An 18,633-nucleotide genomic window follows, 5' to 3' on the forward strand; every position below is an offset into this window, starting at 1 on the left:
TTTAATTACATGTTACATAAATCACATTTGTTGCAATCTATTTGGCGACAATTTCGCTTATCAGCCGCATTTCCTTATATCAGCTTGTTAATTTGGCTACTGCCTTTATTATTATTTACCTCTGGACAAAATAGCCTGATGGCGCATGATGAAGGGCTTTATGCTTGGCGAGCGCGGCGGATGTTTGATTCTGGTGACTGGATAGCGCCGTGGGGTACTGTGCATCATAAAACCCCTGGTTTTTATTGGCTGATTGCCAGTGCTTATACACTATTTGGTATGAGTGAAGTTAGTACAAGAATTCCTAGTGCGATCGCTGGAATATTCTGCTTATTCTTAATATATGAAATTGGGAAAATTATCCTCAATCAAAAATTAGCTTGGTTAGCTGCTGCAATTTTGAGTTTAGAGTTTCTTTGGTTGCAATATTGCCGTTTAGGCGCACCTGATGTGCCGATGATTTTTTTAGTTTTATTAGCAATTTTTTCTTTACTTAAAGCTGAATTACAACCAAAATATGCTAAGTTTTGGCAATTTATAGCAGGTTTATGTTTAGGGTTAGGCTTTTTAGTCAGAAGCTTTATGATTTTTTTGCCAGCAATAGCACTATTGCCTTATCTCATTGGTGAACATCGCCGCCATCGTCATCTTAGTAGCCCCATTTTTTATTTAGGTTTAATATTAGGTTTTATCCCGACTTTGATTTGGCTATGGTTGAGTTGGCAGCGTTATGGCAGTAATAGTTTAGAAGCCTTATTGCAGTTTGTTTTTCAACTCGGTTCTGAGGAAAGAAGAGGAAACGGTATCATATTTTATTTTTGGAATGTGCCTTTAAAAGCATTTCCTTGGACATTTTTTAGTCTTTTAGGTTTGGTTGTAGTATTCCGTCGTCCAATCCCTAATTATCATTTATTATTAGTTGGCTTTCCGATAGTTTTATTTACAGAATTAAGTATTTTCTCAACCCGTTTATCGCACTATAGTCTTAGTCTTTATCCCTTTATTGCTTTGTTAGCAGCTTTGGGTTTAAATTGGTTAGGCAAAGCTTATGAGAAGACACAACCACCCAGAAACCTTCCTCGTAACTTGAGTTATGGCTTTGGCGGATTAGGTATTTTACTGTTGTTAGCAGGGATATACCTTTTAATTTGGGGTAATGCAGATATTAGTAAGTGTGCAGCCTTTGGCTTAATTGTCGGGTTAGGTTGGTTAATTTTACCTGTCGTGTGGATTTATCGTCACCATTTTGGTTACACGTTTCTCACAGCGCGTTATTGGTTAGCTGGTTGGTTGATTCCCTGTTGGTTAGGTTTAGCTGTGGCGGGTAGTTTGGGATTAGTTGGTGATTATAACCCAGCGTTTAGAAAGTTTTTTCAAGAACCTGCGATCGCCTCAATTCTGCAAAGTCAGCCTATTTACTTTGTCAAGCTTGATGGGAAAAATGCTGTTCTCTTAAATTTTTACACCCCTATTCACGGAAAGAGTTTAGATACAATTTCTCAACTACCAGCTTCTAGCTACGCTTGGATATATTTACAAAGTTCTCCTGATTTATCTCGTCCTTACCGCATTGTTGGGACAGTGGAAGGCTATCAGTTAATTCAAGTTTTATGAAAAAGAATTGAGGAATCAGAATTAAGACAGTAATTAAAATATTGATGATTTTTCTACATTTAATTACTTTTGTTTATAGAATTGAAAAAAAAGAGTGTTTGATTTTATTGAATAAAATGAATATTTTGAAGGTGTGCTGGCGTTGCTGGCATTAAAAGCAAATTTTTATAGAAAAAGCAGAATGCTTTTAAACAGGAGGAAGTTAATGAAAGCCTGGAAAATGATGTTGTTTGTTTTGTTATTGTTATTAAATTTTGCAGTAGCACAACCTTCTTGGGCAGATAAAATGTCTAAAATTAGCCCAGATTATCCGCTAGTTGTGCAGAATCTTAATAGTCTCTTAATGGCGAGAAATAACCCTGAACAGTCTGGTTATACCCCAGAAGAACTCCAGCAAAAAATTGCAGCGCTACAATTACAAAAACAAACTCTAGAAACTTCCGAAGATTGGGCTAGTTGTCAAAATGAAACTGGAAGGCCACTAGCTATTTATAGTCGTAAACCTGAAGACGCAATTCCCAACAGCCTCTACTATTTAGGAAATAGACAAACTACCGATGAAGATTGGGACTGTGATGCTGTCTACTTACCGAATGATGCTCAAGTAGCAGGGTTAAATTTACCGACAGGAGAACCAGCTATTTTGAAGCTTGTAGATGGCGCACGACTTGTGGCGAGAATTAATCCTACTACCCAACAAATGCAATTTGATGTTCCACCTGCATTAGTAGAAGTTCTCAAGCCTGAGCAAGTAACTTGGCCAGTTCCTAATTTAGCTCAAGCAGATATTGATATCCAAACTCCTAATGCTCCAAATGATTGAAATTAAATAAAAAAGTGGCGATATCAGTTATGATATCGCCACTTTTTTATGAGGTTGTGTTTTGTAAATGTAGCGATCGCTATCTATTTACTAATCTTAAATTAGCGAGATAAAAGTGCATCTTCTGTAACTAAACTGGCTCTGCGGAAATAAGAAGTAGAATTGAGCGCCATTGCTTTGCAGTGTTCTGCACATTTACGGCAAATAGCCGCGCAATATCTCATTGTGGCATCGTTACTCATCTGCTCACAAGCCATTGCTGTGCGATCGCACATTTCTGCACATAAGCTACAAGCATTACCCATAAACTCAGAACCGTCGTTCATCATATTGACGCACATCATGCACATTTCGGAACAGTCACGCATCATGGACATCATAGTCATATCCAGATGTTGACCTCCATGATTTTTGCTGTATTTGAGGGTATCAATACAAATAGTGTGACATTCGATGCAGGTTTCTTTGGTGGTTTCTACTGCGTTAAGTATAGATTCAGTCATCATAAGAGTAATTTCCTAAAAACTTAAATGCTGTGAGATAGCTCTTAATTAGCAAGGTAAAGGTTTACTTTGGAGAATTCAATAGTTTGCTAAATTCCTCAAACTCGAAGATCACTAAATCTATGAACTTGCTGTAAATTTAGCTGTTTGGCGAGACTAGTGCAGAAGGGAATTAGCCAAAATCCTGATTAATTAAGGCGGAAAAATCTGCCATTTTTTGTCAAGCATTCATTATGAGAACTGATTTCCCACTCAAACATGGGAGATTCACGGTGACTTTAGCTCTCTATTTCATCCTTACAACACAACATTAGCCGAGTGAACACACCCGCCATCCTCATCCATACAATCATTATTCAGTCAAGGTTTCAGGTATTTTTATCAACAGCAAAATGTTGCAAAAAAATATGCAATGAGTACATTTACTCGAAGTAACCCAATGTCAAAAATCCCTGACTTTATTGCAAAATGTTACGTTTATGAGGCACTTAATCTGTTTCCTACCTAATTTTTACGTTGTAGACATTGCCCACCCGACAATTGTCTGGGTGTAAGCCTAAGAACGAATTTTTTGGGAATAAAACGAAGCTGATTCTTCGTTTTCGGCACAGTCTTGAGCAAACTTAATCAGATGATGTCCAACTAGTCCCACATGAATTAAGTTCTCAATATTCCCTGATTTCAGTGCTGGTTTAGCCATTTGCCAAAAAACTTGGCGATAGTTAGCAAATACACCGACACGCAATAAAATATTAGTTAAATAAGTTAAGCCTTTGCGAATATTTGCCCAAGAAGTCCGAGCCGGGCTATTAGGTACAGCAATGCGGTTGGGGTAAGTGTGTTCCATGTTGTAGGCAAACCGCTGATATAAAAATTCTGGCTGATATGCTTGGGTGATACAACGTCGCCACATTTCCACAACTTGCTGATAAGGTAGCAAAAACTCCACATTTGATTCCCGACTTTCATCAAAGACGAGCCGCCCTTCTGCTTCTAATCTCCGCCATAAAGGAGTTCTCGGTAGAGCGTGAAGCAGGTTGATTGTCAACATAGGAATTTGTGACAGCCGAATAAATTCGAGAATTCGGTCTGCGGTTTCTGGTGTATCTGTATCTAAGCCGATGATGATACCTGATACAACTTCCATACCATAGCTATTCAAAACCTTAATAGCTTCTAAGATGGGCATACTGAGATTTTGGTCTTTAGAAATAGAGTGCAACGCCTCTGGTTCTGGTGTTTCTATCCCACAAAATACAGTACAAAAATAGGCTTCGCGCATCATCGCCAATAATTTTGGACTTTGCGCGAGGTTGAGAGTTGCTTCGCAGGCAAATTGAATCGGATAACCATTGCGCTTTTGCCAGTCAATTAAGTGAGGTAGCAACTGCATTGCCGCACGGCGATCGCCAACAAAGTTATCATCAACAAAATACACTGCGCCTAAATTCCCAGATTTCCGCATCGCATCAAGTTCCGCTAAAACTTGCTCTGGGGTTTTCATCCGTGGATTTCTGCCATAGAGTTCGGGAATATCACAAAACTCGCAGCGATAAGGACAACCGCTAGAGAACTGGACATTTGCGAGAAAATAATGATTGAGATTCACCAAATGATAAGCCGGAGTGGGGAACTCAGTTAAGGGCAAACGTTCTTGAGTTTCAAACCGAATTTGTTGTGGCGGACGTTCATGATTTTGGTCGAGATACTCAATCAGGCGATCGCTGGCATCTCCCAATTCACCTAAATGTAAAATATCAAAGTCAGGATAATATTCTGGACAACCAGACACCGAAGGGCCTCCCAAAACTGTGATTTTGCCTTCGCGGTGAGCCAGTTGATTAATTTGATTAATCTGCGGTTTTTGGATGTGCATTCCACTCACAATCACCACATCCGCCCATTGATAATCAGCTTTTTTGGCTGGGTGCAAATTTTCATCAATAAAGCGTACTTCCCATTCTTGGGGTAAATAGGCAGCCACAATCAAAATACCTTGAGGTGGCATAAAAGCCCGAACATTACCCATCAATGGATAAGCATGATGAAACGTGCCAAAAGAGCGACTGTACTTGGGGAAGATGCAGAGAATCCGCCGATGATGTATGGGAACGTAACGGGCTTTTTTAGTGATAGGAGTAGTTGCTAAATTAGCAGCCACAGGGATTTGTTTCTCAAAAGAATTTAGTTGCACAGTCATTGCTAATTTCTCACCCGAAAAATGAGCAGCTAATTTGACAATTTATTGCCAAATTAGCTGTAATTTTAAATAGCTTACCGTGATAGTTAAAAAATTTGTACCTGTCTAGATATACACCTTTTTATAGAAGTTGGAGATGATTGATTATGTTATTGCAGAAGGTAGGAGGCACGCAGGGAGCAGGGAGAAAGAATGAAAAACCTATAAATTTGTATCATTTTTTTCGTGAAATGGTATAAGAGGCAGAAAGCAAAAGTAAAAGTCTGATTATTTATGGCATTCAAGCTTTCAAATTGTCCTAAAATATCTGACTACCGCTTTAAAAGCTTGAATGTTAGAAGTGCGGATAAAAATCAGGCTTTTTTGATTAACCTAATATTCCTACTAATGAAATAATTAAAATTTACATATCTTATACTTTTGATAGATGTAGCGAAAGTAATTATAGTAATGGGATGTGATGAATAAATTACTTGTAAAGATAGGAAAAAGAGAACGGAGAATAGAGAATAAGAAAGAAGGAATAAAGGTCTACTTATTTTTTCTCAAAACTAAATTAGAAATTATATATGTAGAAAGTGCAACATCAACACAGGATCATCCCTCTAAGTGTATAGTGAGCGAGGGGAATTATCGGCGATCGCATTTTGGAAAACCCTAGTGACAATTAAAGGGTTTAGCGAATAAACTACCGATAAAATTTGCTCAAAGGCTGACTCTGTATCGGTTATAGCTGAATAAATAAAATAGATGTATTATGGAAAATCCTTATGTAAAATTAGAAAGTCGCAAAAATTAAAAATTGCTAACACTTCTGGCTAACAGTGCTAGAGTTTCAAAAATTCATCAAAAATTTTCAGCGGGTATCAATGCTGAAGCAACTTAAGAAAAACCAGGTTCCTTTAATTATTGGCGCGGCAGTATTTGCCTTTTCAGCTGGGGCAATGGTGTCCGCACCTGAGATTGGCAAAACAGTGGGTCAATGGCTCAAAATAGGTAAAAATCAGCCAGAACAGCTATCAGAAGCGAATAAAGTCAAATCTGCTGTATTCCCACTGGTAGCGCAATCTCCAGTGGAAAGAGCCGGAAAATTAGAAGCGATCGCCAAAGGATTTGCTTCATCTGACCGCAATCGCGCCCGCTATCTTTTAGCTAGTGATTTACTTGAAACTAGAGATGCTCAACAAGCCCTAGATTTACTGGCAGACTTGGAAAAAGACTATCCTGTGTTAGCGCCCTACATATTGCTGAAACAAGCCCAAGCACAGGATCTTTTAGGCGAACAAGGCAAGGCTTCCGATCTGCGGCAAAAAGTGCTGAAATCTTACCCCAAAGCAGCGGCGGCGGCGAAAGCGCTGTACTTAATTGGTCAACCAGAAACTCAAGATACGGCGATCGCGCAATTTCCCTCCCACCCCCTCACCTGGGAAATTATTCGTCAACGCTTGCAAAAAAATCCCAATCAGCCCCAATTAAAATTAATCTTGGCCAAATATGCTTACAATCAACCAGGAATAGTTGGGATATTAGATCAGCTGGTGAAACAGCCCAATCTCAAACCCGCAGACTGGGAGACAATTGGCACAGCCTATTGGGAAAATACCCAATTTCGCAAAGCAGCGATCGCCTATACTCAAGCACCAAAAACACCTCAAAATCTCTACCGCATAGGACGGGGGTTGCAGATAGGTGGTCAAAGCCAAGATCGAGAAAAAGCGATCGCCACATACAAGCAACTAGTACAACAATTCCCCGATGCTCAAGAAACGGGAACTGCATTATTACGTTTAGCAGACACGGCCAAAACCCGCAAAGATGCCATACCCTATCTCAATCAAGTCATAGAGCAATTCCCAGAACAAGCACCCACAGCCCTAGCCACCAAAGCCAAAATTCTTCCCGGTCTAAATGATCAAAAATCGGCGCAACAAGCCTGGGATTTATTGTTGAGCAAGTATGGTAACTCTGATGAAGCCGCAGAATATCGCTGGAAAATTGCCCTAGATAAAGCCAAAGCTAACGATTACGTCACCGCTTGGGAATGGGCGCAACCAATTACCACAAATAACCCTAATAGTATTTTGGCTCCCAGAGCCGGATTTTGGGTAGGTAAATGGGCGATAAAACTGGGCAAGCAACAAGAAGCTAAAACCGCCTTTGAGTACGTAATTAGCCAGTTTCCTCAATCTTATTATGCCTGGCGATCGGCGAATATTCTGGGGTTGAATGTCGGCAACTTTAACAATGTGCGCCAACTCACTCCTGAAGTTGTTCCGCACCTGCGTCCAGTTCCCACTGCTGGTTCCGACACCTTCAAAGAATTGTATTTGTTAGGACAAGACCGTGATGCTTGGTTGCAATGGGAAACCGAATTTCTCAACAAAAAACAGCCCACAGTTGCCGAACAATTCACTGAAGGTTTGATGCGTCTAGCTAGGGGAGAAAATCTTTCGGGAATAGACATTATTTCTAAATTGGAAGATCGAGAAATACCCGAAGAACAAGCGCAATATCAAGCCTTAAGTAAACAAATCATTTACTGGCAAGCTCGTTATCCATTTCCCTATCTCAAAGAAATTGAAAAATGGTCTGCCGAACAGAAACTTAATCCTTTACTAGTTACTGCTTTAATCCGTCAAGAATCGCGGTTTGAGGCTAAAATTAAATCCGTTGCTGGGGCTACAGGGTTAATGCAGGTACTACCCAGTACAGGGAAATGGATAGCCTCAAAAAATAATTTGGACGGTAGCAAACTTGATTTAAGCATTCCCAGCGACAATATTCTATTGGGTACATTGTATTTGGATTATACCCATCAGCAGTATGGCAATAATTCGTTGTTAGCTATAGCTAGTTATAATGCTGGCCCTGGCAATGTTTCTAAATGGCTGCAAACTCTTCCCAAAGAAGACCCCGATGAATTTGTCGAAGAAATTCCCTTTGATGAAACCAAAAATTATGTGCGTCAAGTTTTTGGTAATTATTGGAATTATCTGCGACTTTACAACCCCGAAATTTCTGGTGTAGTGGCAAAATATTCAACAGAACACCCAAAATTGCCCACCCAGTGATTTTGCTAACAGTTACCGAAAAAGTCACAAAGTTATCTCCAACTTTTTCGGTAAATTCAAGAGTTTTATCAAGCTTTGGTACAAGGGGATTTTTGCGGTTAATCTTGGTGCTGAAAGACAAATTTTCTTTTGATAGCAATACCAAAGCCAGCCGCAGTCAAGCTACCAAGAATAGTCAGAGGTTCAGGTACAGATGATCCTGTTGACGGTATAAAGTTGGCGTAAGTTACTTCAGAAAAGTATAAGGTAGAAGCATTGATTCGCTTGCTTCTACTTAAACTAATATAATTATCATTAATTAATCCACCCCACCAACCGGCTCCAAGACCATTACTAAAAACAAAGGGAACATTCCATTGATGAGATAAATTCCCCTCAATATCTTCTATTTGTGAAAATCCATGATCTGATAAGTCATATAAATTAATTAAGCTTTGCCAAATAGTTGTACTAGCCCTTCGCGCATCATTAGCATTTGTATAAAAAGTTGCAATCCCCCGATGTGTGAGCGATAAATCTTCAAAAGTTCCCGTGATAAAATTTACATCATACTTTTTGTTGAAAATTTCTAACTTTCTGATAGCTTTTAAAGAATTATTTTCTGCATTAAGAATAAATGTTGGCCCATTTTTGTCAGGAGTAATGCTAAAAGCTTCAGCCTTAGTGATGAAACCACTGCTGATAAGTACGAATGAGGCCGTGGCAACAGCGAGAAATTGTTGGCTCATATATAGGGTCAGAGGGTCAATGTTTTTGATGTTTATTTGCTGTAGCTTTTTTCAGCTAGGTTTCTTTTACCGTGTTTTCTTATCCCTTAGCAATATATAGGTAAAGTTTTTATAAAAATTTAATGGAGAATCCAAATTACGTAAGTTTTAGTAAAAACCCTGGCATATCAATACCTAAAACATAAAGCGCGATCGCTCTGACTAACTTTAGGGTTAGTCTGTAAATAATCATGTAGCAAATTGCAACCCCGTCTTAGTAAATGCTCTAGTTTGATATCTGCTAACGGCCGAAAAATTACCATACCTTTACCGCTACCTGCGGCCAAAGTTTTACCATCTGGGCTAAAAGTCACACTGGTTAATTCATCCTTATCGCCTTTGAGCGCAATTAGTAATATGCCATCGCGGTTCCATAGCTTGAGCTTATCATCGCTGGCAGCTACTATTGTTTTGCTATCGGGACTAAAATTCACACTAATGAAACTATCTCCATCTCCAGGAATATCATTGAGTAGTTGACCGTCTCGGCTCCAAATTTTAATCGTGCTATCAATACTAGCGGAAGCTAAGGTTTGACCATCGGTTGACCAAGCCACACCATTCACCGGACGGTTGTGACGGTTTAATATTTTTTGTCGTTTCCCATTCCGACTCCAAATCATAACGGTTTTATCATCGCTGGCTGAGGCTAACAATTTCCCGTCAGGACTAAAATCCACCCAATTGACAGCATCTCGATGTCCTTTTAAGGTGTGCAGCAGTTTGCCATCCCTACTCCACAGCTTGACTGTTGCATCTTTACTAGCAGAAGCGATGATTTGACCATCACCAGACCAAGCTACACCCAGTACTGTATCTCGATGTCCTGTTAATGTATGCAGTAGTTTGCCATCACGCTGCCAAATTTTGACTGTTTTATCTTTACTGGCTGAGGCAATGTTTTGTCCATCAGGCGACCAAGCTACACCCCAAACTTGACCTTGATGGCCTTGTAAGGTGCGTAAAAGTTCCCCTTTGCTATTCAAGATTTTGACAGTGGAATCACGACTAGCTGCGGCGATATTGCGGCTATCAGGGCTAAAACTGATACTCGTAATCCAGTCTGCTTGGTCATTTTTGGGGTTACGTAGCAGCACATTATCCCAGTGCCACAGTTTTACAGTTTTGTCACGACCAGCGGAAATTAAAGTTCGGCTGTCAGAACTAAATCTCACACTATTGACCCAATTGTTATGTCCTCTGAGAGTCCCTAATAGTAAACCTTGCGGACTCCATAGCTTAACGGTTTCATCAATACTGGCTGAAGCAATTGTATGATTATCGGGACTGAAACTGACACTGGTGATTCCGGCAGTATGTCCAGAGAAAGTTTTGATGAGTTTACCTTGGATATTCCACAGTTTGATTGTTTGGTCTAAACTGCCAGAAACAATAATTTGGCCATCACCAGACCAAGCTAGGCTTTTAACCGCATCATCATGAGCTTGCCAGCTTTTGAGTAATTCACCTTCTCTGTTCCACAGCTTGATAGTTTTATCAGCACTAGCAGAGGCAATAGTTTGACTGTCTGGCGACCATGCTACATCTAATACTGAACTTTGATGTCCAGTTAAGGTGCGGAGTAATTTGCCGTCACGACTCCACAATTTCACGGTGTTGTCGGTACTAGCTGAGGCAATAATTTGCCCATCAGGACTAAAACTTACACTATTAACTACAGCTGTATGACCTTGGAGCGTTTTGAGTGGTTTACCTTCCCGACTCCATAATCTGACGGTCATATCTTGACTACCAGAGGCAATAATTTGCCCATCGGGACTAAAACTTACACTATTGACGATATCTTGATGTCCCCAAAGGGTTTTGAGCAAAGTACCATCGGCACGCCAGAGTTTAATGCTATTATCGGCGCTACCGGAGACAATTAAAGCTCGTTCGCTACTAAATACAGCACTATTCACACCACCTGTGTGACTCTCTAACCTATTAGACTCCCTCTCTCCCGAAACTGCTTGATACAGTGCCGTCTGCACCTGCTGTCTAGTTGAAGAATCTACCCACAAAGCTTGTTGTAATTTTCTACCAGCTTTTATTCCTTCTTTTAAAGCATCAATACCTTTTTGGGAAGCAAACAAAGCTTCACTAGAAACACTCAGGGTTTTAATTTCGCTATCTAAAACTGTGATGATGGAAATTGATAAACCAAAGATAGCTAAAAATGCTACAGATAAAGCAACTTTTAAAGAACGATTTAATCGCGTTTCGTTAATTCGTTGTTTTTCTTGAGCTTCTGCTAGTTGTGCTGTTAATTCTTTTTCTTTCAGCACCGACCGTAATTGTTCAATTTCTAACTGACTTAATTCTTCCCGCTTGCGTAATTCTCGCAGTTCTGTGACTAAATCTAAACTTTGCTGTGGTTGAGCATCTGGGAGTCTAACTTGTTGCTTTTTTTGGCGAAGTTCGATTTTGAGTCGCTCAATTTCCGATTCACTTTGGTCAACTTTGCGGCGTAACTGATCAAGTTTGACTTGTAAACTAGATTCTTGTTCTTGCAAGTAGCGAATCAAATCTACTAAGTAATCATGAATTAATTGATAGCGCTCTGGCACATCAGGAAATAAAACGACTAACCCAGAACTGACTAAAATATTTAAAACTAACTCTAACTTACTAGCATCTTCTAATTCAGCAATTTCTGTGGCTAATTCTGCACGAGTTTTAAAAGGTCTTTGATTAGTTTCATCGGTGAGTAAATATAAAACTAGTAAAGCGATTCGTTCATTTTCTGGTCCGCAATCTTTGATTAATTCTTTAATATAACGCTCAATTAGTTTATTAGGTCGATATGGTTGATATTGCGATAAAGTATTAATTCTCTCATCTTGGAGTTGTGCGCCGACAACTTGCAACTCAATTGGTCTAACTTCGCCCAGATCTGCTGATAAATCTTCTACCAAAGCCTCAATTAATGTAGGTTCTAAATTCATCTGCGATCGCTCGGTTAATTTTTGAATAATGACTTTGGCATATTCGGGGGAGAAATTATTTAATTGATAACGAATATTTTTATCGAGGATATTATAATCAATTGCTTCTAATGCCGAGAGATTTTTAAATTCTAACAACCGATATAAATAATCTTCTCTGAGGGAAAAGACAATTTTAACGAAGGAAATATTCAAGCAATCTCGCAAAAATCTATCAAATTCTTGTCTTTGAGCTAATTGAATACAAGTAAAGAAAAATTCTTCAAATTGGTCAAAAATTAACACTGTAATGAAATGATTATTCGCATTTGCGGTTAATTTTGCCAAAATATCGGCGGTAGTTGTGGGGATGTTGAGGTTAGATGCGGCTATTTCTAAGACTTCTTCGCCGTTAACTTGAGACATCGCCGTAGTTAAAGCTTTCCCAAATTCTCGTACCCAATCTGTGTAAACTTGGATGACGACAGGTACGGCAATTTGATCGCCTACTGTACGATTTTGTAATGCTGGTACTAGTCCAGCGCTAACGGTGGAACTTTTACCGACACCTGACTGACCGTGAATCACCATCAGCTTTTGGTCAGCGCGGCTAATTTTGCCAATTAAGTTATTAATATCGCCTTCTCGCCCGGAAGCCGCAATTTCTAAGGCGACGCTACTAGTACCAGAGGGTGACATTAAAGCGGGGTTAGTTGCTTGTCTTTGGGGTTGCAAACGTCCCGCTCCAATAAAAGCGCGAAAACCGTATTGCTGCTCAACAGAACGTCGTTTTTGTCTGATAGTATAAGCTTCTAAATATCGCCCAGCGGCGAAATAAAGCGATCGCAGTATCCGCAATAAGCGAATATAACGATGGGCATTATATTGATGAGCGCTATTTTCTAAAGCATTTGGTAATTCTTTCGCGGCTTTATCTAAATATTCGTTGGCAATTTTATCATCGCCTAAACTTTGTTGGGCTTCGGCTAGAACTAAATAATAAACTTGCGCTAACAATAAGGGAAATAAATATTGATGAGAAGCGCCATGTCTTTGGGCTTCTCCTAATTTCAATAAAGATACATGAGCTAAAATACTCGCCTGCATCCACCGCGACTGCTGCAAAGCCACTTGCGCCAAAAAACCATAATCACAAGCAAGTTGAATTTGACTCCCATAAATTTGATGCAGTTCTAAAGATTTTTGCGCTACAGTTTGTAACTCTGTCCACTCTTGCAAATGTTCCAAAACTTCAGCCAGTTGGCTAATAAATTCGGCTACTATATCTGGTCGTTGCGCTAACTGCAAAACATTACATGATTGCTGTAAATAAGATTTAGATTCATCCCAACAGCGGCGGTTGTCAATTTGATTTTGCTCTGCAAGTCGGGAATAACATAATCCCAAATAATAAAGTAATACGCCTTGACGGACTAAAGGTGAAGTATGGTTGCTGAGAATATCTAATTCTGTATTCCAGGTATTAGGAATATTTTGGTTAAGATTATCTGACTCATTTTCTAATGCTAATTGTTGCCAAATTCTTAAGCTTTGCTGAAAATGAGTTAAGGCTCGCTGAATGCGATCGCCAACATAATTATCTAACCCAAAAACAAATTCTAAACTGGCGTATAGTTCCGGTTCTAAGGTAATTCCTCGCTGGCGTAATTCCTGAATAGCAAAGTGGAGTTCATCGTTATGTTCCCAGACTTGCTCTAAGGTAGAGTATGTACCTTGATTATCTTGATGCTGTGTCGGTAAAACTGTCGCAAATAGCGAGTCTGTTTCTTGGCGCAAAAATTCTTGTAACTGAGTTGTCGTCATTTCAAAACGAATCGGTGTCGCCGCCCAACTCGCAAAATCTGGCGCTAACCGCACTACTTTTTGCAACACCTCATCATTCACCCAAAAAATCATTGGGAATGAATGACGTTTAGGAAATTCATCGCGGATTTGATTAATTGAACTCAGTAAGTCATCAATCCGTTCTACTGACTCTAAACCCAAGATATTTAATGCAGCTGGTTGCTGTTCATCAGTACGCAGTTGAACATGAATGGTGCTGTAAAGACTTCTCGCATTGTGAGGTAAAACGAGTTGTTTGATAGAACCTGGAGAAGTCGCTTCTAATTGTTGCAGTATTTGTGCTTGCAAGACGCGATAGTTGCAACACACCAAGACTACCGAGAATTGTCCCCGTGACAGAGAAATTGCTCTGCTTAAACTCCGCAACGCCCGCTGGTTAGCAGATTTTATGTCCGCTTGTGTGTGTTCAACCATGTTGTAAATTTTTGCGTCTCTGCTATGACTGGGTTGACAGCAAACCAAGCACCTCGATGATCACGATATTCAAAGACAAACAAGCTACGTAACAGGGTGTGATAGGCGATATCACCACCGACTCGTTGCTGTTCTACCACCTGAAAAATGAGTTCCCATTCATGGGAGTCAATGGCGTGAGCGCGATAGTCTCTTTGACGTTGAATTACTAGTTCTACGCAGTCGCGCTCAAATGGTGGATCTTGTTCTCTTAAACAATCAAATAACAGCCCTAGTAAATCCCGTACATGACCACCGCTAATTAAGCACAATCGATCTAAAGTTTCCAGGTTATCAAATACCTCTGTAGTTAAGCCTAACCGATCGCTCGGTTCGATGTCAGGGAAGGCTCTCGCTAACACCATTTGTCGCATCAATCCTAACCCTTGGTTAAATATTTCCCCAGAACGCAATCGTACAGGTATCATGGGTAAAACTTTCGGCGCGACACCACCACCTAAACGATGCTGAAGTTCGGCGCTATCGTTAGAGAAAATTAAAGATAAGGGAATTGTGTAAACTAAATGACAGGCGAGTTTACGTAATTGCTCACCACGTTCAATAAATAAATATTCTGGCAGCGATCGCCCTGATGGTAAAGAACGAATCGCTACCCGATCTAAATTATCAACAATCACTACTAGACCTTTCTTACCTTGATTTTTCAGTTCATTATTGGCGCGTTCTAGGAGTTCTTTATTGATGGACTGCAAAATATTTTGGGTACGCGGTTCGAGATAGTCTCTTAACCGTCGCCGCAGTTGGGGACTTTCTTTGGTTTTGGCGGTGATTTTGGCTATCCCCACAGATAATTCGGCTTCTACACCCAAGTCAATGGGTGTTTGGAGAAAATCAACAACTTCTGTAAATAATTTTGTGAAGTAACTCGGCTTGAGTCGGATTTTTCTAGCTTCGAGACTTTCGCTTACTTGTCCCGCGATCGCTAGTAAAATATCTGTCACATCCACGTCAGCCATTTCTAAGACATGGGTAGACTCAAAATAAACTACATGAAATTTTTGTTCTTCTAATTCGGCTTTCAAACGCAATAATTCTGTAGATTTTCCACAACCTAAATGTCCAGTAAACAATTGACAAGTGGGAGTATCAGGAGAAATTCGTGTAATTGTCCGCAGCAAAGCCTCAATAATTTTGCCCCCCCGCACCGCCGCAAAATCGATATAATAGCGGCGATCGCTTGCATCTCCCATCATTAGAGGGCGACTAGGATTGCAAGCCTGATAAAATCTTTCTAAATCTAAAGGCATAATTAATCTTATTTACTTTGTAAACAATCAGGGATAGTGCCACCTGCTCAATAAATATATTTATTTTGATTAATTTAGGTATTTATACAATAAAAATTACTGAGGATTCCGACTGGAATTAGAATTTTTGAAGTTAATTTATATTTATTTTTTTTTATATCACATAGTAGCAGGCAATTGAAGGCAATCACACAAATTCCATCCGCGTTTATCTGCGTGTATCTGCGATTAATTATTTTTTCCTGTACTTCACTGAGTCGATAACCGCTATATATTTTTTCTCAAATAAAAATAGATCCCCGACTTCTTGAAGAAGTCAGGGATCTGGTTTTTCATCAACAGTTGGATAAAACCAATACTGTAAACATCAATTACGCTTTTTCTGTAACTTTGTTAATCTATCTTTCAACACAAGTTCGCGTTTGTTATCTTGTAGAGTGTTGGCGATCGCAATTGCTCTTTCGTAAAAATTCTTAGCAGTAGAATAATTACCTAAATGCTCATAGAACTCAGCATAAGATTCAAAAGTTTTCAATTGTTCTGGTAAATTTTCTAATTCTTGCGCGATCACTAAACGCTCTTGGAGTAATTCAAAAGCGCGTTCATTTCGTCCGACGGAAGTGTGCGCCTTAACTAAACCATCAATAGCGCGTAATTGAATAGTGCGATCGCCATTAATTCTCGCCAACCGCATTGCTAACCCATAAGTACCAATGGTATCTGGATAATTCCCCGCAGCCAGATAAGCATCACCTAAATTATTGAGTGTATTGGCTTCCCCAATCGGGTCATTTTTTTGACGACGATAAGTTAAAGCAGTCTCATAAAGTTTAATCGCCTGATTATAATCACCCAATCTCGCAGATACTAAACCTAAATTGCTCAAAGAAAGTCCTTGACCTTCGATATTGTTTACACCTTGAGCAATTGTTAATGCTTCTTGGACTGTGCGACCTGCGGCGGCTGTTTCACCTTCTTGAAGGAGAATCGCAGCGATATTATTTAGTGCGAAAATTTGCGCTTGAAAATCTTTGGTATCCCGCGCGATCGCTAATCGGCGGCGTAAAGCGTCTTCCCCTTCTTTAAAACGATCCTGTTGAATATAAGCCTTAGCTAATAATTCATAAGTTAAACCTGTAGATCTAACGTCACCAATTGAATGATAAATATCTAAAGCTTGTAAGCAAGAATCAATAGTTTTTGCACCATTTCCAGATCGATATTGCTGTTCACCAATTCGCAGCAAACTATCAGCTTCATCTCTGGAATATTGCCAATTAGAACTGCTTAACGGACGATGCAGTTGTTGGGTAATATCACTCGCCTTTGCAGCGATGGGACTTAATACAAAAGTAAAAAGTAAAAAGTAAAAAGTAAAAAACTGGGATTTATCCACCCGTCGCCCGGTAGTGATACCCTTCAGAAGCCAAAAACCATAGCTTCTAGAGTTAAAATCGTTCGCAGAATCCAAAACAGTATGCTTTGGGAATAAACGCCGTTGCTGCATAAAACTTACCCGTGAAATTTCGGCTTAAAGTATAAAGTTAAAGTAAAAGTTTTATTGTCTGCGGCATAATCACCTGTTCAATCAGCAATATTACGTAGTTGATGCTTGAAGTAAATTCTCTCCCAAGTAGATAGCGCGGATATCAGCAGGTAATTTGTCCTCTAGCATACGATAGCCTTCCTGGAGAAAATTGGCTACTTCGGCAGGGGCAATTCTTTCGCCTTCAGCTTGCAAATAAGCCGCTATTCTGGTTTCGCTCCAATGAAAAGTTTGTGCCATCAACACCATCAAACGCAATATCGCGGGTAGTTGGTCTAAGGCTTTTTCTACATAGCACCATAAAGGCGGAGAAGTAGCTGGTAAAGAATAATGAATGGCTTCCGTTGGCGGAAGTTCAATCTCGTTAATACAAAAAGCTGTGATGTTAATTAGCCAATTTTGTAAAGTTAAGCCCTCTTGTCCTGGCTGAGGGTTGTCTAAATCCAATCCGCCAAGTTCGTAATAAATATGTCGCCAAGTCAAAGCAAACAGATAATCTGCCTGGACAGGCGATCGCGCTGAATGTTGAATTAAGGTATAGACGATGGGGCTATAACGGCAAAAAATTACCGTAAAGTACTTGCCAGCCTCTGGATAGCGCTGAAATAAACTCAGCAGTTCCTGGTCATTGTGATGAAACAGCGACTTAACTAGCGGGTGATTAGTTTCGGGAAAATGAGGAATTTGCATAAGCCTTTTAGCTAAGAGTTGTTAAGATAATGTTTATAACAACAGCCCCAGAGTGCAACCCGTAAAATTCTGCTCGTAAAATTTTGCCCATAAAATTTTATTCAGGGTCAGTTTGCTGTCGAAGCTCAGACTACTTTAGTATTGATACACTAGAAACAAAGACTTAATCTTAGTCTTTATCAATAAAAATAAAAGCGGCTCCCTTATACAATCTTTATTTGTTCATGGTTATAGCAGCTAATGTAATGCAGTTTTTCCTTGCCCCGTTGACTTTAGGCTCATTTTTACCATCCCTACCTTTGGATAGTTTGTTTTCTACCCAAGGCATTATGGTAATGCTGCTTGCAGCTTATGCTGGCGCTATGTGGATGTTCCTCACCAGTGCGCCCAAAGTCCACACCGTTATGGTGTCAGATTTGGAAATTGCGCGACAGTTGTATGAAGGGCTGCTAGATTTGCCAGCCGCTGAAGTGCCTTTGCACTACTACTACAACTATGAACAAACCATTGGCACAACTGCGATTGATCCGTTATATATGTCCACAAGTCCCAGTTGGTCTAGCAAAACAATGAATAATGCTAACGAAGGACTTTGGTATCAGCTGAAAAAAAATACTCAGCTTCATGTGATTACCGGAGCTAGTTTAGGCAGCAAAAATCAGCAGCGTCATGTTTGTTTTGACCGCGAATGCCTAGAAATGATTTTATTACGGGTAGAAACCCGTGGTTTAAAATTCAAAATTCGCAACCAAAAGCCTTTAAATTTCTTAGTTAAAGACTATGAAGGAAGGGTTATTGAATTGGCGGAGGTAGCTAATTAGTCAAGCCACTGAAAAGCTGAAAAAAAATGTAGAGAGGTAGCATTGCTACCTCTCTACAATAGTTTTGGGTAAGTTTAAAAATCA

11 protein-coding genes are annotated in these 18,633 nt (G+C 39.7%); 4 read left to right on the forward strand and 7 right to left on the reverse strand.

What is annotated here, in order from left to right:
• Positions 1-9: 9 nt before the first annotated feature.
• Together NCWK1_RS05505 and NCWK1_RS05510 are read left to right on the forward strand one after the other, a co-directional pair.
• A complete protein-coding gene (locus NCWK1_RS05505; RefSeq protein ID WP_103124008.1) occupies positions 10-1,614 on the forward strand; it encodes an ArnT family glycosyltransferase in 1,605 nt (534 codons plus the stop codon).
• A 205-nt stretch (positions 1,615-1,819) separates the two neighbouring features.
• Positions 1,820-2,437, forward strand: coding sequence for a hypothetical protein (locus NCWK1_RS05510; protein WP_103124009.1), 618 nt, complete (start codon positions 1,820-1,822; stop codon positions 2,435-2,437).
• Positions 2,438-2,538: 101 nt separating this feature from the next.
• On the opposite strand, the gene NCWK1_RS05515 is transcribed toward NCWK1_RS05510, so the two are convergent.
• Both NCWK1_RS05515 and NCWK1_RS05520 read right to left on the reverse strand, forming a co-directional pair.
• Positions 2,539-2,943, reverse strand: a complete 405-nt coding sequence (locus NCWK1_RS05515; protein ID WP_103124010.1) for a four-helix bundle copper-binding protein — start codon at positions 2,941-2,943, stop codon at positions 2,539-2,541.
• Between the two features lie 553 nt (positions 2,944-3,496).
• Positions 3,497-5,140: a B12-binding domain-containing radical SAM protein gene (locus tag NCWK1_RS05520; RefSeq protein ID WP_187308062.1), complete on the reverse strand. Its 1,644-nt coding sequence runs from the start codon at positions 5,138-5,140 to the stop codon at positions 3,497-3,499.
• 869 nt (positions 5,141-6,009) lie between these two features.
• Here NCWK1_RS05520 and NCWK1_RS05530 point away from each other — a divergent pair.
• Entirely contained in the window at positions 6,010-8,211 is a 2,202-nt protein-coding gene (locus NCWK1_RS05530; RefSeq protein WP_103124011.1) for a lytic transglycosylase domain-containing protein, read from the forward strand.
• A 98-nt stretch (positions 8,212-8,309) separates the two neighbouring features.
• Here the strand turns inward: NCWK1_RS05530 and NCWK1_RS05535 are convergent, their stop codons facing one another.
• From NCWK1_RS05535 to NCWK1_RS05555, 5 genes are all read right to left on the reverse strand, one after another.
• A complete protein-coding gene (locus NCWK1_RS05535) occupies positions 8,310-8,939 on the reverse strand; it encodes a PEP-CTERM sorting domain-containing protein (protein ID WP_103124012.1) in 630 nt (209 codons plus the stop codon).
• 167 nt (positions 8,940-9,106) lie between these two features.
• Positions 9,107-14,185, reverse strand: a complete 5,079-nt coding sequence (locus tag NCWK1_RS05540) for a WD40 domain-containing protein (protein WP_103124013.1) — start codon at positions 14,183-14,185, stop codon at positions 9,107-9,109.
• A complete protein-coding gene (locus NCWK1_RS05545) occupies positions 14,158-15,492 on the reverse strand; it encodes a P-loop NTPase fold protein (protein ID WP_103124014.1) in 1,335 nt (444 codons plus the stop codon). Before NCWK1_RS05545 ends, NCWK1_RS05540 begins: the two co-directional genes overlap by 28 nt.
• Positions 15,493-15,859: 367 nt before the next feature.
• Positions 15,860-16,999, reverse strand: coding sequence for a tetratricopeptide repeat protein (locus tag NCWK1_RS05550; protein ID WP_187308063.1), 1,140 nt, complete (start codon positions 16,997-16,999; stop codon positions 15,860-15,862).
• A gap of 90 nt (positions 17,000-17,089) precedes the next feature.
• Entirely contained in the window at positions 17,090-17,728 is a 639-nt protein-coding gene (locus tag NCWK1_RS05555; RefSeq protein WP_015112924.1) for a hypothetical protein, read from the reverse strand.
• A gap of 224 nt (positions 17,729-17,952) precedes the next feature.
• Between NCWK1_RS05555 and NCWK1_RS05560 the strand changes: the two genes are divergently transcribed.
• Entirely contained in the window at positions 17,953-18,549 is a 597-nt protein-coding gene (locus NCWK1_RS05560) for a glyoxalase-like domain protein (protein ID WP_096581006.1), read from the forward strand.
• Positions 18,550-18,633: the final 84 nt, after the last annotated feature.

It is taken from the genome of Nostoc cycadae WK-1 (assembly GCF_002897135.1).
In the GTDB taxonomy this organism is placed as follows: Bacteria; Cyanobacteriota; Cyanobacteriia; order Cyanobacteriales; family Nostocaceae; genus Nostoc_B.

Coding starts and splice junctions, on each gene's coding strand:
- NCWK1_RS05505 (WP_103124008.1), top strand. CDS start 10: ATGTTACATAAATCACATTTGTTGCAATCTATTTGGCGACAATTTCGC.
- NCWK1_RS05510 (WP_103124009.1), top strand. CDS start 1,820: ATGAAAGCCTGGAAAATGATGTTGTTTGTTTTGTTATTGTTATTAAAT.
- NCWK1_RS05515 (WP_103124010.1), bottom strand. CDS start 2,943: ATGATGACTGAATCTATACTTAACGCAGTAGAAACCACCAAAGAAACC.
- NCWK1_RS05520 (WP_187308062.1), bottom strand. CDS start 5,140: ATGACTGTGCAACTAAATTCTTTTGAGAAACAAATCCCTGTGGCTGCT.
- NCWK1_RS05530 (WP_103124011.1), top strand. CDS start 6,010: ATGCTGAAGCAACTTAAGAAAAACCAGGTTCCTTTAATTATTGGCGCG.
- NCWK1_RS05535 (WP_103124012.1), bottom strand. CDS start 8,939: ATGAGCCAACAATTTCTCGCTGTTGCCACGGCCTCATTCGTACTTATC.
- NCWK1_RS05540 (WP_103124013.1), bottom strand. CDS start 14,185: ATGGTTGAACACACACAAGCGGACATAAAATCTGCTAACCAGCGGGCG.
- NCWK1_RS05545 (WP_103124014.1), bottom strand. CDS start 15,492: ATGCCTTTAGATTTAGAAAGATTTTATCAGGCTTGCAATCCTAGTCGC.
- NCWK1_RS05550 (WP_187308063.1), bottom strand. CDS start 16,999: ATGCAGCAACGGCGTTTATTCCCAAAGCATACTGTTTTGGATTCTGCG.
- NCWK1_RS05555 (WP_015112924.1), bottom strand. CDS start 17,728: ATGCAAATTCCTCATTTTCCCGAAACTAATCACCCGCTAGTTAAGTCG.
- NCWK1_RS05560 (WP_096581006.1), top strand. CDS start 17,953: ATGGTTATAGCAGCTAATGTAATGCAGTTTTTCCTTGCCCCGTTGACT.